Below are 15,388 nucleotides of genomic sequence, written 5' to 3'. Positions count from 1 at the left end.
GGAGCCATCGGAATTTTCGATGGCGTCCACTGAAAGGCGAGGAACCATGGACACCGAGAATCTGCGCAGTTTCCTGGAGGTCGCGGCGCATGGCAGCTTCACCGTCGCCGCTCATCGGCTGAACCTCGCCCAGTCCACCGTCAGCGCGCGCATTCGCGGCCTCGAGGAACAGTTGGGCCGCAAGCTGTTCGTTCGCGATAGTGACGGCGTCACGCTGTCGCCGGCCGGCCGGCAGTTCCTGCCGCATGCCTCGACGATCACCCGCACCTGGGAGCAATCGCGCCAGGACATCGCCGTTCCCGATGGCTACGAGACATTGCTGAGGCTGACCGCGCCCGCCTACCTCTGGGACATCATCACTTCGCCCTGGATCGACTGGATGCGCGCGAAGCGGCCGAACGTTGCGCTGCGTCTGGAAGGCAGTTTCCCCGACCTTGCGATCGACCAGATGGCCGAAGGCCTGCTCGACATCTGCATCCTTTATTTGCCCAAGCCGCATCCCGGCATCGTCTATGAGACATTTGCTGTCGATCAGGTGGTGCTGGTCCAGCACGCCGAGCAGCCAGGATCGTGGACCGACAACTACATCCTGATGGACTGGGGGCTGGAGTTCCGTATCGAGCACGACCGTGCCTTTGCCGGGATGGTGAAGCCGGCGATCTCGGCCGGGCTGGTGTTCATCGGCCTGCAACACGTCCTGTCGCAGAAGGCGGCCGCTTACTTGCCGCTCAGCGCGGTGAGCTCGCATATCGAGCGCGGCGAGTTGAAGCGCGTGGAGGGCACCCCGGTGTTCCAGCGCCCGATCTATCTTGCCTATCCCGCGAATCCGGCATCGTCCGATGCTCTCAATATTGCGCTGAAAGGCCTCCGCATGCTGGTAAGGGACTGGTCGGACGCAAGCGGCTTTGCCGAGGGCGACCGCGCCCTCAGCATGGCGGATGCGCCGGTGCCCTGATTGCCGTCAGGCCGTCTCCACGGTCTTCGACCTCTGCAGCCGTGCCAATTCCGCGAAGGGGATATGGCAGCGGATCGTGTGGCCTGGTTGGGCCTCGGTGAGGTCAGGCTCCTGCGTCTCGCAGATGGCGCCGATCTTGCGTGGGCAGCGCGTGTGGAAGACGCAGCCCGTCGGCGGGTTGGCCGCACTTGGGATTTCGCCGTCGAGACGGATGCGCGAGCTCTCGGTGCGGTCGAGTTTTGGAACCGCCGACAGCAGCGCTTCGGTGTAGGGATGGTGCGGGCCGGAAAACACCGCCTCCGACGGCCCGAACTCCATGATGCGGCCAAGATAGAGCACGGCGATCTTGTCGGAGAGATAGCGCACCACGCCAAGGTCGTGCGAGATGAAGATATAGCTGACATCCTGCCTCGACTGCAGGTCGGCCAGAAGGTTGAGGATCGCCGCCTGCACCGAGACGTCGAGCGCCGAGGTCGGCTCGTCGCACACGACGATGCGCGGATCGCCGGCGAAGGCGCGCGCGATCGCCACGCGCTGCTTCAGCCCGCCCGACAGCTGGCGCGGCTTGACCGCGAGATGCCGGTCGGTGAGCCGCACCGAGCGGACGAGCTCTTCCAGGCGTGTATCCAGCGTCTTGCCGCTGAGCCCGCCCAGCCGCTTCAGGGCTCGGCTCAATATATGCCGGATCGAATGCGAGCGGTTGAGCGCCGAGTCCGGATTCTGGAAGACGATCTGCACTGCCTTGACCTGGTCTTCCGAGCGGCTGGCGAGCCGCGGCGCCAACTGCTTGCCCTCGAGCTCGATCGAGCCGCCGTCGTCTGGTGCGACGAGGCCGAGCAGGAGCCGCGCGAAGGTGGTCTTGCCGCTGCCGGATTCGCCGACCAGGCCAAGAGTCTCGCCGGGCCTCAGGCTGACCGAGACGTCCTTGACCGCCCGCAGCGGGCGGCCGTGGCTGGCATAGGTCTTGTTCAGCCCCTCGACCTGCAGCACCGGCGGCGCCTGCTTCGGCGGGACGGCAGCGATCTCGGCGGGCGTGGCCCGCGGCAGCGACTGCGCCTTGTCGTGATAGTGGCAGCGCGACAGCCGGCCGTCGCCGAGCTCGTAGAGTGGCGGCGGCTCGGCGCGGCAGCGTTCGGTGGCCAAAGCGCAGCGGTCGGCGAAGGCGCAGCCCGTGATGGTGGCGCCGATGCCGGGCAGGAAGCCCGGAATGGTGTCGAGCCGGCCCTGGTCCTTGCGCTGGCCGCCGCGCGGCAGGCAGCGCAGCAGCGCCACCGTGTAAGGATGGCGCGGATCGTTGAAGACGTCCTTGGTCGAGCCTTCCTCGACCAGCATGCCGGCATAGAGCACGCCGACGCGGTCGCACATGTTGGAGACGACGGCGAGGTTGTGGCTGATGAACAGGATCGAGGCCGACAGCTCGCGCCGCAACTGCCCGATCAGGTCGAGCACTTCCGCTTCGACCGTGGCGTCGAGGCCTGTCGTCGGCTCGTCGAGGATCAGCATCGAGGGGTCGTTGGCCAAGGCCATGGCGATCGCCACGCGCTGCTGCATGCCGCCGGAAAGCTGATGCGGATAGCGCTGCATGACGCTGGCCGGATCGGAGATGCGCACCCGGTTCAGCATGGCGAGCGCCTTGTCTTGCGCCGCCTGTCCGGTGACGCCGGTAAGCTCGAAAATCTCGGTCAGCTGGCGGCCGATGCGCAGCGACGGGTTCAGCGCCTTGCCGGGATCCTGGTAGACCATCGACACGCTGTCCGCGCGGGCGCGCCGCAGCGCTTCCGCGTCGAGCTTCATCACATCCTTGCCGTCGAGCGCGATCGAGCCGCCGGTGATGGAGCCGTTGCGCGGCAGATAGCGCACCACCGAAAGTGCCACGGTGGATTTGCCGCAGCCGGATTCACCGACCAGCCCGTAGGCTTCGCCGGCCCCGATGGTCAGGTTGACGTTGCGCAGCACCGCCCGGTTGCGGCGGCCGACGCGATAGGCGACCGAGAGGTCCTTCAGCTCGAGCGCGTTGGCGGCTTGGCTAGGCTCAGTCATTGAACGCTCCATGCACGCCGTCGGCCACCAGGTTGACGCCGATCACCAGCGAGGCGATGGCCAGGGCATCGAACAGCACCGTCCACCAGAAGCCGCCGCCGATCATGCCGTAATTGGAGGAAATCGACAGGCCCCAGTCGGGCGAAGGCGGCTGGATGCCGAAGCCCATGAAGGAGAGCGTGGCCACCGCGAAGATGGCGTAGCCCAGCCGCACCGTCGTCTCGACCAGGATCGGCGGGATGACGTTGGGCAGGATCTCGACGAACATGGTGTGCAGCGCGCCCTCGTGGCGCAGCTTTGCCGCGGCCACATAGTCGAGCTCGCGTTCGGCCAGCACCGCCGAGCGCACGGTGCGGGCGATGATCGGCGCGAAGCTCAGGCCGATGACGACGATGACGGTGATCTTCGAGGTGCCGAGCGCGACGATGGCGAGCAGCGCGATGATCACCACCGGGATCGCCATGAAGGCTTCGAGCACGCGGCTGACGATGTCGTCGACGATGCCGCGGAAATAGCCGATGACGAGGCCGAGCGCGGTGCCGGCGATGGTCGCAAGGATGGTGGCCAGCGGCGCTACCGTCAGGATGTCGCGCGAGCCGACGATGACGCGCGAGAACACGTCGCGGCCGAGCTGGTCGGTGCCGAACCAGTGATCGGCCGCCGGCGGCGTCAGCGCGTTGATGATGTCGCTTGCCAGCGGGTCGTAGGGGACGAAGTGCTGGCCGAACAGCGCGCAGACAACCCAGAACAAAAGGATGAAAAGCCCGGTCAGGAAGGTGCCGGACCTGGAGAGCGAATGCAGCACTTCGCCCCAAGGGCTGCGCTGTGCGGTATCGGGCGCCGGCAGGCTGGCTTGGGTGTCTGTCGCGCTCATTGCTCTGCTCCCAGCCGGATGCGCGGATTGAGCACGGAATAGAGGAAGTCGGCGATCAAGGTCGCCACCGCATAGACGATGCCGATGGTGAGGATGCCGGCTTCGAGCATCGGGAAGTCCTTGCCGCGCGCGGCGGTGAAGATCAGCGAGCCGATGCCTTGGTAGCGGAACAGCGTCTCGATCACGACCAGGCCGCCGATGAGATAGCCGGTCTGGGTGGCGATCACCGTGATGGTCGGCAACAGCGCGTTGCGCAGCACATGGCGCCAGATCACCGTGCGCCACGGCAGGCCCTTGAGAACCGCGGTGCGCGTATAGTCGGAATCGAGCGCCTCGATCATGCCGGAGCGCGCCATGCGCGCGATATAGCCGAACAGCACCAAAAACAGCGGCAGCGAGGGCAGGATCAGGTAGTAGAGCTGGGTGAAGAAGCCGGCGCCTTTCGGCCAGGCGGCGGCGATCGGCAGCCAGCGCAGCCACACCCCGAAGATCAGGATCAGGATGATGCCGGTGACGAACTCGGGCAGCACCGTGACCGACAGGCCGCCGAGGCTGATGATGCGGTCGAGCGGCCGGTTGAAATTGAGCGCGGCGATCACCCCGCCGAGGATGCCGATCGGCACCACCAGCACGAAGGCGACCAGCGCCAGCTTCATCGAATTGCCCAAGGCATCGATGACGAACGGCGCCACCGGCGCGCGGAAGACATAGGAGGTGCCCATGTCGCCGTGCAGAAAATTCCAGATCCAGCTGCCATATTGGATGAGCAGCGGCCGGTCGACGCCGAGCGAATGGTTCAGCGCATCCACCGCGCGCTGGTCGGCGAACGGCCCCAGAATGGCCCGCCCGACATTGCCAGGCAGCACCTGGCCGCCAAGGAACACCATGACGCTGAGCAGGAACAGCGTGACGAGCGACAGTGCCAGGCGCCGGACGAGGAAAGCTAGAATGGCAGCGTCTCCTTACGAAAGACCTTTGCGCCCAGCCGAGCCGGATGCATCGGACAAGCTCATAGTGGCAGGCGGATCGAAGGCTGTCACGGGCGGAACGGCTCCCGTAAACCGCGACACCTGAACCAGCGTCGAATTGCAGGTCGGCGATTGCGCAAGCCGCGACGTGCCGCGATCGGGCGTCAGCACATTCGGATTGCCGTGCTTTTCGAGGCCCTCCGGCTCGCCCGGCCGGGCCGGATCGAACCAGGCGCCGGTCGGCAACTGCACCACGCCGGGGATCAGATTGTCGGTGAGCACGGCGCCGGCGAGGCACGATCCGCGATCGTTGAAAACTTTGACCACCGCGCCGTCCACGATGCCGCGTGCCGTCGCGTCCTCGCGATTGATCAGCAGCGGCGCGCGGCCCGCGACCTTGTTCGCCCGGCTGACTGACCCATGGTCGTACTGGCTGTGCAGCTTGTCGGCCGGCTGCGGCGACAAGAGATGCAGCGGAAAATTCTCCGCCAGGCCGGCATTGCCCAGCCACTCCCGCGGCTCGCGCCATACGGCGTGGCCGGGGCAGTCGTCATAGCCGAACGACTCGACCGTCGCCGAGAAAAGCTCGATGCGTCCGGACGGCGTCGCCAAGGGATGCCGCTCCGGATCGGCCCGGAAGGCGCCAAGGAAGGTCTGCGACGTCACCGAGCGCGCAAGCTCGGCATGGCCGTCCTGCCAGAACCGGTCGAAGGGCGGCATCTTCACACCGGCCGCGCCGGCATTCTCCACGGCTTGGCCGTAGAGATACCGGATCCATTCGTCGGCGCCGCGCCCTTCGGTGAAGGCATCGCTCGTGCCGAGCCGCACTGCCAAATCGGCGAAGATGGCAAAATCGTCGCGCGCCTCTTCGAACGGCTCGATCGCCTGCTTCATGGCGACGATCAGGTTTTCACGGTTCGAGAAGGCGAGGTCGTTGCGCTCCAGCGCTGTCGTCACCGGTAGCACGATGTCGGCATGACGCGCCGTCGCCGTCCAGAATTGCTCGTTGACGATCACCGTTTCAGGCCGCCGCCAGGCCTCGACCAGACGGTTGAGATCCTGGTGGTGATGGAACGGATTGCCGCCGGCCCAGTAGACGAGCCTGATGTCGGGATAGGTCAGCGCAGCGCCGTTGAAGTCGAACGATCCGCCTGGATTGAGCAGCATGTCGGCCATGCGCGCGACAGGGATGAAATGCGCCACGGCATTCTTGCCTTGCGGCACCGAAGGCCAGCGGAATCCCATCTCCGGCCTGCCGGCGCCATTGGTCGAGGAATAGCCGAAGCCGATGCCGCCGCCTGGCAGCCCGATCTGGCCGAGCAACGCGGCGAGCGTGATCGCCGCCCAATAGGGCTGCTCGCCATGATCGGCGCGCTGCAGCGACCAGCTGACCATCAGCATGGTGCGCTTGGCGGCCATCTCCTGGGCCAGTGCATCGATCGTTGCCGCGTCGACGCCGCTGAGTTTCGCCGCCCATGCCGGATCCTTCGGCTGGCCGTCGCTTTCGCCCAGTATATAGGCACGCACTGTCTGGAAGCCGGTGCAGTAGCGCTCCATGAACGCCTCGTCGTGCAGACCCTTGCCGATCAGCGCATGGCAAAGCGCCAGCATCACGGCGGTGTCGCTGTTCGGCCGCAGCGGCAGCCATTCGGTGTCGATGCCACGCGGCGCGTCGTCGCGCACCGGCGAGACATTGATCAACCGTGCGCCATTGGCGACGGCGTTGCGCAAGGCCGCCGACGCCTCGTGCCGCGCCGAGCCGCCGCCCTGCACCTGCGTGTTGCGCCATGGCAGCCCGCCGAAGGCGACAATAAGCTTGGCGTGCCGTTCGATCCCGTCCCAGGTGGTGTGGTTGCCGGTCAGCGCATCGGTGCTGCCCAGCACATGCGGCAGGATGATCTCGGCCGCGCCATAGGAATAACTCAGCACCGAGCCGGTATAGCCGCCGATCGTGTTGAGGAAGCGGTGGACCTGGCCCTGCGCATGGTGGAAGCGCCCGGCGCTCGCCCATCCATACGAGCCCGCATAGATCGCGCTGTTGCCATGCGTCGAGCGAACGCGCTCCAGCTCAGCCGCCACGATGTCCAGCGCGACTTCCCAGGACACTTCCACGAAGGGCTCGTCGCTTCGCCGGCTTGCCGGGCTGGACCTGTCTCCCTCCAGCCAGCCGCGCCTGATGGCCGGGCGGGCGACGCGCAGCTCGCCTTGCACCGTGCCGAGCATCGATCGGCCAATCGGCGACGGGTCGGGATCGCCGCTCCACGGCTCGACGCCGACGAGCCGGCCGTTCTCGGCGCGGATCTCGTACGTCCCCCAATGCATGGTGGTGAGCAGGGTTGCGGTTCCCATGGGACGCATCATCCAGCCACGACGGTCGGGGCAGGGTGCCTTGTCGCCCTGCTCCGACCGGCCGCGAACCGCCAGCCCCCTTCGAGACTGGCGGTGCGGGATCTATGCTTGCCTCATGCTCAGCCTTTCGACGCCTTCTCGAGGAACAACTGCGACATGGCGGTGGGCTGCACGCCTGCCACGCCTTTCGCCGTCGCCGTCAGGTAGTCGTAGAAATAACCGAAGATGACCGGCGTTTCCTCGAGCAGCAGCTTCTGGATCTTGCCGGCGGTGGCCTTCTGCGCCTCGAGGTCGAGGGCCGCGATATAGCTCGCCGCCATCTGGTCGTAGTCCTTGTTCTTGAAGTGGGCGGCATTCCAGGTGCCGTCGCTCTTCAAGGGTGCCGCCAGATAGACGTTGGGCACGCCGCGGTGGCCGTAATCGGTGATGCCCATCGCCGAATCCAGCCAGTTCGACTTGCCGAACACAGCATCGCCATAATAGGCGCTCTGGTCCAAGATGTTGAGCTCGAGCTCGATGCCAATTTCCTTGACCCAGTTCTGGATGAGCTGGGCGTATTCCGGGATTTCCAGATAGCGCTCGGTGGTGAGCGTCATCTTGAAGCCCTGGCCGGCGCCCGCCGCTTCCATCAGTTGCTTGGCCTGGGCGATGTCCTGCTTGCGTTGCGGCACGCTGGTGTCCGTCGAAGGGTAGACAGGGGCGAACGGGCTATCGTTGCCGAGTGCCGAACGCCCTTTCATCAGGCCGGCGGCGAGCTTTTCACGGTCGAGGCAGAGCGCGATGGCGCGGCGCACGCGAGCGTCCTTGGTCGGGCCCTCGTCGCAATGCATATGCAGCTGCTGATGCGCGGACGACTTCAGGCTGATGACGTCGACATTCGGATCGTTCAGCACCGCGACGCCCGCCAGCACCGGCATCTGGTTGATGATGTCGATCTGGCCGCCCTGCAGCGCCAGGATCTGCGGCTGGATGTCGGTGAAGAAGGTGAATTCGGTGCGGTCCGGCAGAGCCTTTTCGCCCCAGTAGTCGTCGTTGCGCACGAAGGAGGCGCCGACCTTGGGCGTGTATTTTTCGAGCTTGAACGGCCCGGTGCCGTCGAAGCTCTGCTCGTAGCCGCCCTTGTAGCTCGCCGGGATGATGACGGCGTTGTAGTTGTCGGAGGACAGCATGTAGGGGAAGTTGCCGTTCGGCGCATCGAGGTGGAATTCGACGGTGTAGTCATCGACCTTCTTCGAGGCGCCCTTCTGCAGGATACCTGTGAATACCGACAGCGCGTTGGACGAGTTTGCCGGATCGGCGAGCCGGTCGATGCTGGCCACCACGTCGTCGGCCTTCATCTCGCCGCCCGAGTGGAATTTCACGCCCTTGCGCAGCTTGAAGGTCCACACCGTGCCGTCGGTGTTCGGCGACCAGCTTTCCGCCAGTGCCGGCTTCAGAACGAGGTCCGGACCGTCGACGCAGAGGAATTCCGCGACCTGTTGCATGACGAGCAGGCCACCGGCGTCGGCGATGGTGACCGGGTCGATCGCCGCTGCCGGCACGCTGCTGCCGACGCGGATGGTGGCGCCGGGCGCGCCGGCGCGAGCGAGCGAGGGTGCCGCGCCGAAGCCGGCGGCCATGCCGATGCGGCCGAGCAGCGGCAGCGACAGGCCGAGCAGGCTGCCGTGGCGCACGAATTCGCGGCGGCTGATGCGGCCGTCGATCAGGCCGTCGATGAGGTGGTTTTCGAGTGGCGTCCGGCCGCGCCGGATGAGATCGAGAATGCGATAGTTCTTGCTCATGGGTCTAAGCCCTTTCCCCAGTTGTTATGGTTGGCGGGTGCATTCCAGTAGACGAGTTCCGTGGAGTTCTCCGGTCCAGGCACTCGGTATCGGTCGATATACAGTAGCATGCGGTTCCGACCGGTCCATCCGCTCCTTGGGACGGAAAAGTCAGATTTTCTTGATGGATTGTCTGTCGGCCAGGCGCCTCGTGGCCGCCCTTTTTTCGATAAGTGCTGTTTGCTTTTCGACATCCTCCTAATTCAGCGGCAATCTGCGGTAGGTCCCGGGCTTTTCCGGGTCGTGATATTTGTTGCAGGGGCCGTTTTCGACGAAGTCGCGATGGCAGGCGGCAAGCCCTTCCCGCGATAGCGTGACCCCGAGGCCGTGGCCTTCAGGCACCCGTACGACGTTGTTTTTCGGCGCGAACGGGCCTTCCTTGATGATGTCCATCGGCTGCATGCGAAACAACGACTGGTTGGGCTCCCTGATCCAGCCGAGCGCGGCGCACAGATGCAGGTAGCAGGCGCTGCCGATGCCGGTGTCGCCGCTGTAGCACCAGTAATCGATGCCGGCGTGCTCGCAGGCGCCGACGAAGCGCAGCATCCGGTTGATACCGCCATGCGCCGTCGGGTTGCCGACGAAGGCGTCCGGAACCTTCAGCTCAATGGCGCGGGCAATGTCGATGTTATGGGTCGAGAACGGGATCGAGGTGTGGCGGCGAAGCTCGCGCATCTCCTCGTTGGTCGCCACCGGATCCTCCCAGTTGCGCACGCCGAGCTCTTCCAGCGGCCGCGTCAACTGCCTGGCGGTCGCCAGCGAATAGGCCTGGTTGGAATCGATGCGGATCATTGCATCGTCGCCAAGCTTCTTGCGGATGAGCTCGACCATCTTCAGCGAAACTTTCGGATCGTGCGTCGAGAACTTGCCCTCGAAGAAGGTCGTGCCGTGGCGCTCGTTGAGTTCGACGCAGTAGTCGGCGACTTCTTCCGGCGTCTTCTCGCCTTTCACCTTGGCTCCATCGCCGCGCAGCGAAAAATAGTCGGTGAAGGGAATGTCCTTTCGCACCGCACCGCCGAGCAACTGATAGAGCGGCTGCTTCCAGGCCTTGCCGCGCAGGTCCCACAGCGCCATCTCGATGGCGCCGAAGGCCATGATGCGGGTGCGGTCGTTGGTCGATTGCACGCCGCTCCAGAAGGGCAGGCAGACTTCCTCCGCTCCGGCGATGTCGAAGGCGTCGCGCCCGGCAAGCCTCGGCGCCAGCACGTCATTGATGACGGCGGCCGCGCCTGGCGTCGGCGCCTCGCCGATGCCGACAAGTCCGTCCTCGGTCTCGACCTCGACGATGGTCGGCGAGAAGCCGTCGAGCTCGCCGAAGACCCAGACATAAGGGGCCTCCAGCCTGTAATTGATGGGTGTTGCCTTGACGCGCCTGATCTTCATTTCAGCCGATCTCGAAGAAGGGTTCGCCGAGCAGGCCCGGGTCTACGTCGATGCCGAGGCCGGGGCCGTCGGGAATGCCCATATGGCTGCCGGTCACCGGTGGAGCATTCCTGGCCGTGCGCACAGTCACCCATTCGTGGAAAGCGATGGCATGCAGCCGGCGCTCTTGCGGCGTCGACAGCGACAGATGCGCCATGGCCGCGGTGTCGATCTCGGCGCCGCCCGTATCCTCGACTGTGATCATGAAGCCGAGATCGACGGCGACGTCGCGGATCAGCCTTGTCTGCGTCACCCCGCCCAAGCGCGAAATCTTCAGCGTCAAACCGTCGGCGGCACCCCTGCGGTGGATCTCCAGCATCTCGCCCAGCGAAGTGACGGATTCGTCCAGCACCATCGGCTTGTCGAGCATGCGGCGCACCGACATGTTCTCCTCGATGGTCGTGCAGGGCTGCTCGAACGTGTAGTCGATGCCGCGCGTGGCGTCGGCGAACTGCCGCGCCTGGTAAGGCGTCCAGCCGGCATTGGCGTCGCAGAAGATCACCGTGCCCTTCGGCACGGCGGCGGCCACCGCCGCGATCCGCTCGATGTCGTCATGCACATTGCCGCCGACCTTGACCTGCAGGCGCCGGCACCCTTCGGCGATGATCCGCTTGGCCAGCGCCGCCATCTGGTCGAGCGTGCCGTGGGTGACGACCCGGTAGGTCTCCGCCATGTCGCTCTCGCGCCCGCCGAGCATCGTCACCAGAGGCACGTCGGCCGCGCGAGCGGCCAGATCCCAGCACGCCATGTCGAGCGCGGACTTGATGTAGGGATGGCCCTTGAACACCGTGTCCATCAGCCGGCCGATGCCGGCCAGCCCGCGCGGATCCTGGCCGATGAGATGCGGCGCGATCTCCGGCACGCCCGCGCGTGTTCCCGCCGGAAACGCGGCCGAATAGAAATTGCCGAGCGGCGCCATCTCGCCCCATCCGGTCACGCCGCTGTCGGACGTGATGGCGACGATCACCGCGTCGAAGCAGTCGGCGACCCGCCCCTTCGACATGCGGTAAGGCCCGTCCACGAAGGGCTGGACGACATGATAGGCCTTGATGCTCTTGATCTTCATGTTCGTGTCCGTTGTCCGTACGTCTGTCAGTTCTTCGATGCGCGCTTTTCGAGGCCGCGCGCATAGGCAAGAAGTTCTTCGAAATCGAGGCCGATATGCTCGCGCGCATGGCGTTGGGCGGCCCGCATGTCCGCGCCTTTGAGCAGCGCCACATAGGTTTCGTGCACATCCTCGGCCGGCACCGGCTCGTTGCGGGCGCGCTGGTGCAGGGCGAAATACATCTGCAGCCGGCTGGTCAGGCGCTGCCAGGTCTCCAGCAGCACCGAATTGTCGGCCCATTCGTAGATCAGCCCGTGCAGCTGCAGCGCCATCTCGATCTGGCGCGTGGTGTCCTTCGCCCGCGTCGCCTGCTTCACCGCTTCATGGCGGCGGTCGAGCTCGTCGAAGAAGCGCTGGTCGCGCTGCGGCCAGGTCTTCTCGATGGCGAACTCGTCCAGCACCTGGTTCAGGGAATAGGCGTCGACGATATCCTTGGCGGTGACCTCGATGACGAAGGTTCCGGCATAGGAGATGCTGGTCAGGATGCCTTCCTGCACCAGCTCGCGCATCGCCTCGCGCAATGGCGCGCGGCTCACCCGCATCTGTTCGGAAATCCTAAGCTCGTTGAGCTTTTGCCCCGGTTCCAGCTGTCCAGTCAGGATGGCGCGCCTCAGCAGGGCGACGATCTCCGCCCTGCGCGTCGTATCCGCGATCGGACTGAAATCCGGCTTTGCCATGTGTCGACTCCCGAGAGGAACTTCTGCAAGACAAGCAGATTGTCGACAATCTAACAAGAGCCGATTTCCGTGAATTCCGGATTTTGAACCTGCAGCCTCAAGCCGCTCGCCCGTAGAAGCCGATCCGCTCCTCATCGGTGAACATGACGCCAGGACGTTCGTAATAGGAAAACACCGCGATCATGCGCTCGCGGTTGCCTTCGACGGTGGTCACGCGGTGCGCGGTGTTCTTGCCGCGGAAGACGTTGAGCGTGCCGGCATTGATGCGCAGGATCTTGGCTTCGGGATCGCGTCCCTCGAGCAGCTTGGCCACGCCGTCATAGTTCGGGTTGTCGTCCGAGCGCAGGTCGGTGCGGTATTCGAAGTCGCCGCCGACCTCCGGGGCTTGCAGCAACAACGTCGTGGTGAATTCCGAGCGGTCGAAATGCCAGTTGAGCGCTTCGCCGGCGCGGTAGCCCATGACATTGGCGCGGGCCAGCGGATCCTGCATGACATGCAATTGCGGCTTGTCCATCGTCGCCGCCAGGAATCGCGCCAGCGGCGCGTATTCGTAGATTGAAAGCACGGTGCTGCCGGGAATCTGGTCGGCGCAGACCGTATGGCTGATCGTCTCGACCTTGCGCAGCGCCGGATGGTCCGGCGAAAGCTCCGGGATCGACGGCTTGAAGTAGATGTTGTGCATGCGCCTGTGGACATGCGAGCGCGTGTCCATTACCGGCCGGATCTCGGCGACCGCCTTTTCGGCAATGCCCGGGCGCAGGAACCTTTCCAGATTGAACATGCCGTTTGCCGCCAGCGCGGCCTTGGACTCGTCCACCAGCCGCTGCCATTCGGCACTGCCCTCGCGGTCGAGCGGGTAGCGGTCCAAGTCGAGAATGTTTTCGATCATAGCGTCCTCCGAAATCCGAGGTCACTACACGGCAAGGAAATCTTTGCCGCAACGCGGAAAATTGTTAGGCTCTCCCAAGAAAAACTTTCGAGGGAAACGTGGACAAGCTTCCGCCATTGAACGCGATGAGGACTTTCGAGGTCGCTGCGCGCGCCGGCAGCTTCACGCTCGCCGCAAGCGAGCTCGGTGTGTCGTCGGCCGCGGTCAGCCAGCAGATCCGCAACCTGGAAGACTGGTTCGGCAAGCAGCTCTTCATGCGCAACGGCAATCGCATCGCGCTGACCGATGCCGGCCACGCTATCTATCCGCAGACGGCGCACGCGCTGGGCGAGATCGCGGCGGTCGGCCGGCGCATGCTGGAAGGCGGCTTGCGCACGCGCCTCGTGGTGAGCGTGCCGTTCTCGCTGGCCGAGCTGTGGCTGGCGCCGAGGCTTGGCGTGCTGCTCGACGGTTTTCCGCGGATGGCGATCGATGTCCGGGTCGAGGACGATCCCGTCGACGTGGTGCGCCAGAACATCGACCTGCGCATCTCTTATGGCGACTACCACTATCCGGCGTTGAAGATGGTGCGGCTCGTCATGACGAGGTGCTGCCGGTCGCCGCGCCCGATTTCTGGCAGCGTCACGGCAATGGCGCCGCCAGCTTGGCGGACGTGCATGAGAGCCACTTCATCCACACCAATTGGGGGCCGAACTATGCCTCGCACCCGAGCTGGGCGGACTGGTTCGCCGCCGCCGGCGGCAGCCGCGCGCCGGACCCTTCGCATGGCCGCCGCGTCGGCCTGTCCAGCCTGGCGATCGGCGCGGCGCGGCTGGGGTTGGGGGTAGCCCTGGGACAAAGGGTGATGGCGACCGCGGATCTCGAAGCCGGCCGATTGATCGCGCTGTCGTCCGTCTCGGTTCGTCTCGGCCAGCCCTATTGCGCCTTCATGCTGCCGGCGAAGGCGGAACGCGCGGATGTTGCGGGATTGGTCGCGCTGCTTGGCAAGTAATTCCACTAAGCCGCGCACGGAGCCAGCGTCGGGAGCCGCCTGAGCCCTCATAGCAAAACGGCGCCCTCGACGTGGGTGTCGAGGGCGCCGTCGGACCGGAAACTGATGGGGGTTATCAGCTGGCCGGTTTCGGTTGCGGCAAGGGAGAAACCGGCATTCCGGGTCCGATTTTCTGCAGATTGCCCGTGATCACCTGATCGGTCTCGGAGATGCCTGAGGTCACGGAAATCAGGTCGCCATCGGTAGGCCCAAGCGACACCAGCTTCTGGTCGACGGTGTTGCCCTTGCCGATGACATAGAGGTACTTGCCGAGCTGGCTGGAACCCAGCGCTACCTGCGGCACCATCAGCGTGTTGGGCTGTTCCTTCACATGCAGGCGCACCCGCACATACTGTCCCGGCAGCAGCGTGAACTTGGCGTTGCCGATCGTGGCGCGCGCCGTGATCGTGCCGGTCGAGTGGTCGATCGTGTTGTCGATGAAGGTGAGCTCACCCTTCTGGCTGGGCTGGGTCTCGCCAGGCAGGAGCACGTCGACGGCGATCGGACCGTTGGCCTTCGCCTGCTCGATCTGGACGAGGTCGGTCTCGCTCGGATTGAAGGTCACATAGATCGGATCGAGCTGCACCAGCGTGTTGAGCACCGTTCCGGCGACGCTGACCAGCGTGCCGACCGAGGCCTGGTTGCGGCCGATACGACCCGGGAACGGCGCCTTGATTTCGGCATAGCCGAGATTGAGCTCGGCCGTCCGCACCGCCGCCTGGTCGACGGCAAGGGCGGCTTGCGCCGTGCGCAGATTGCTGGTGCGCTGGTCGAAACTGTCCTTGTCGAGGTAACCGGCCTTGGCAAGATCGGTGCCGCGGCCGAGATTGGATTTTGCATAGTCGAGCGTCGCGGTATCGCGCTGCACCTGGGCCTTCGCCTGGTCCAGCGCGGCCTGATAGTCATCGGGCGCGATTCGGTAGAGCATATCGCCCTGCTTGACGTCGCTGCCGTCGGCCGCGGTCTGTTCCTGCAGATAGCCCGGCACGCGCGCCTGCAGCGTGATGCTGCGGATCGACTCGACCCGCGCGGCGTAGTCGAGATAGATCGGCAGCGTCCTTTTCACGACATTCACCACCGGCACGGGCATGACGAAGGCTGCCGGCGCGGGCGCGGCGCCCGCCGTGCCTCCGCTGAGATTGCCCATGTCGAGCAGGTGGACACTTGCCACCGAGATCGCGCCCAGCGCGACGGCCGTCCCCAAAGCGATTTTCCATCTACGCATTTTGATCTCCAATCCTTATTCAGCCGCTTGGCGA

Annotated in this window: 12 protein-coding genes and 1 pseudogene; 3 read left to right on the top strand and 10 right to left on the bottom strand. The window is 65.2% G+C overall.

The genetic code is table 11. From position 1 onward, the window contains the following. The first annotated feature begins 46 nt into the window (after positions 1-46). A complete protein-coding gene (locus FJ417_RS25560; RefSeq protein ID WP_140785341.1) occupies positions 47-955 on the top strand; it encodes a LysR family transcriptional regulator in 909 nt (302 codons plus the stop codon). A gap of 6 nt (positions 956-961) precedes the next feature. On the opposite strand, the gene FJ417_RS25555 is transcribed toward FJ417_RS25560, so the two are convergent. The 9 genes from FJ417_RS25555 to FJ417_RS25515 form a co-directional block, all read right to left on the bottom strand. Beyond that, positions 962-2,995 (bottom strand): ABC transporter ATP-binding protein, encoded by a 2,034-nt coding sequence (locus tag FJ417_RS25555; RefSeq protein WP_140785340.1) that lies wholly within the window; start codon positions 2,993-2,995, stop codon positions 962-964. After that, on the bottom strand, positions 2,988-3,869 hold the full coding sequence (locus FJ417_RS25550; protein WP_140785339.1) for an ABC transporter permease: 882 nt from the start codon (positions 3,867-3,869) through the stop codon (positions 2,988-2,990). Before FJ417_RS25550 ends, FJ417_RS25555 begins: the two co-directional genes overlap by 8 nt. Next, complete coding sequence (locus FJ417_RS25545; RefSeq protein WP_140657718.1) at positions 3,866-4,819, bottom strand: ABC transporter permease; 954 nt, start codon at positions 4,817-4,819, stop codon at positions 3,866-3,868. Before FJ417_RS25545 ends, FJ417_RS25550 begins: the two co-directional genes overlap by 4 nt. Positions 4,820-4,831: 12 nt before the next feature. Then, positions 4,832-7,186: a molybdopterin guanine dinucleotide-containing S/N-oxide reductase gene (locus FJ417_RS25540; protein WP_140785338.1), complete on the bottom strand. Its 2,355-nt coding sequence runs from the start codon at positions 7,184-7,186 to the stop codon at positions 4,832-4,834. A 119-nt stretch (positions 7,187-7,305) separates the two neighbouring features. Then, a complete protein-coding gene (locus tag FJ417_RS25535) occupies positions 7,306-8,967 on the bottom strand; it encodes an ABC transporter substrate-binding protein (RefSeq protein WP_140645107.1) in 1,662 nt (553 codons plus the stop codon). Positions 8,968-9,204: 237 nt separating this feature from the next. After that, positions 9,205-10,389 carry a mandelate racemase/muconate lactonizing enzyme family protein gene (locus tag FJ417_RS25530; RefSeq protein ID WP_140785337.1) on the bottom strand — a complete coding sequence of 395 codons (1,185 nt, stop codon included), beginning with the start codon at positions 10,387-10,389 and terminating at the stop codon, positions 9,205-9,207. Position 10,390: 1 nt separating this feature from the next. After that, complete coding sequence (locus tag FJ417_RS25525) at positions 10,391-11,494, bottom strand: mandelate racemase/muconate lactonizing enzyme family protein (protein ID WP_140785336.1); 1,104 nt, start codon at positions 11,492-11,494, stop codon at positions 10,391-10,393. 26 nt (positions 11,495-11,520) lie between these two features. Then, on the bottom strand, positions 11,521-12,210 hold the full coding sequence (locus FJ417_RS25520; protein ID WP_140785335.1) for a GntR family transcriptional regulator: 690 nt from the start codon (positions 12,208-12,210) through the stop codon (positions 11,521-11,523). Positions 12,211-12,307: 97 nt separating this feature from the next. Next, complete coding sequence (locus FJ417_RS25515) at positions 12,308-13,099, bottom strand: 2OG-Fe(II) oxygenase (protein WP_246687543.1); 792 nt, start codon at positions 13,097-13,099, stop codon at positions 12,308-12,310. Between the two features lie 125 nt (positions 13,100-13,224). Here FJ417_RS25515 and FJ417_RS33655 point away from each other — a divergent pair. Both FJ417_RS33655 and FJ417_RS33650 read left to right on the top strand, forming a co-directional pair. Beyond that, positions 13,225-13,335: pseudogene (locus FJ417_RS33655) on the top strand (LysR family transcriptional regulator); the annotation flags it as partial. 179 nt (positions 13,336-13,514) lie between these two features. After that, positions 13,515-14,090, top strand: a complete 576-nt coding sequence (locus FJ417_RS33650; protein ID WP_246687545.1) for a LysR substrate-binding domain-containing protein — start codon at positions 13,515-13,517, stop codon at positions 14,088-14,090. Between the two features lie 115 nt (positions 14,091-14,205). Here the strand turns inward: FJ417_RS33650 and FJ417_RS25505 are convergent, their stop codons facing one another. Then, positions 14,206-15,354, bottom strand: a complete 1,149-nt coding sequence (locus FJ417_RS25505; RefSeq protein WP_140785334.1) for an efflux RND transporter periplasmic adaptor subunit — start codon at positions 15,352-15,354, stop codon at positions 14,206-14,208. Positions 15,355-15,388 lie beyond the last annotated feature (34 nt).

Source organism: Mesorhizobium sp. B3-1-7, assembly GCF_006439385.1.
Classification (GTDB): Bacteria; Pseudomonadota; Alphaproteobacteria; order Rhizobiales; family Rhizobiaceae; genus Mesorhizobium.
This window is presented reverse-complemented; position numbering and strand designations above follow the sequence as displayed.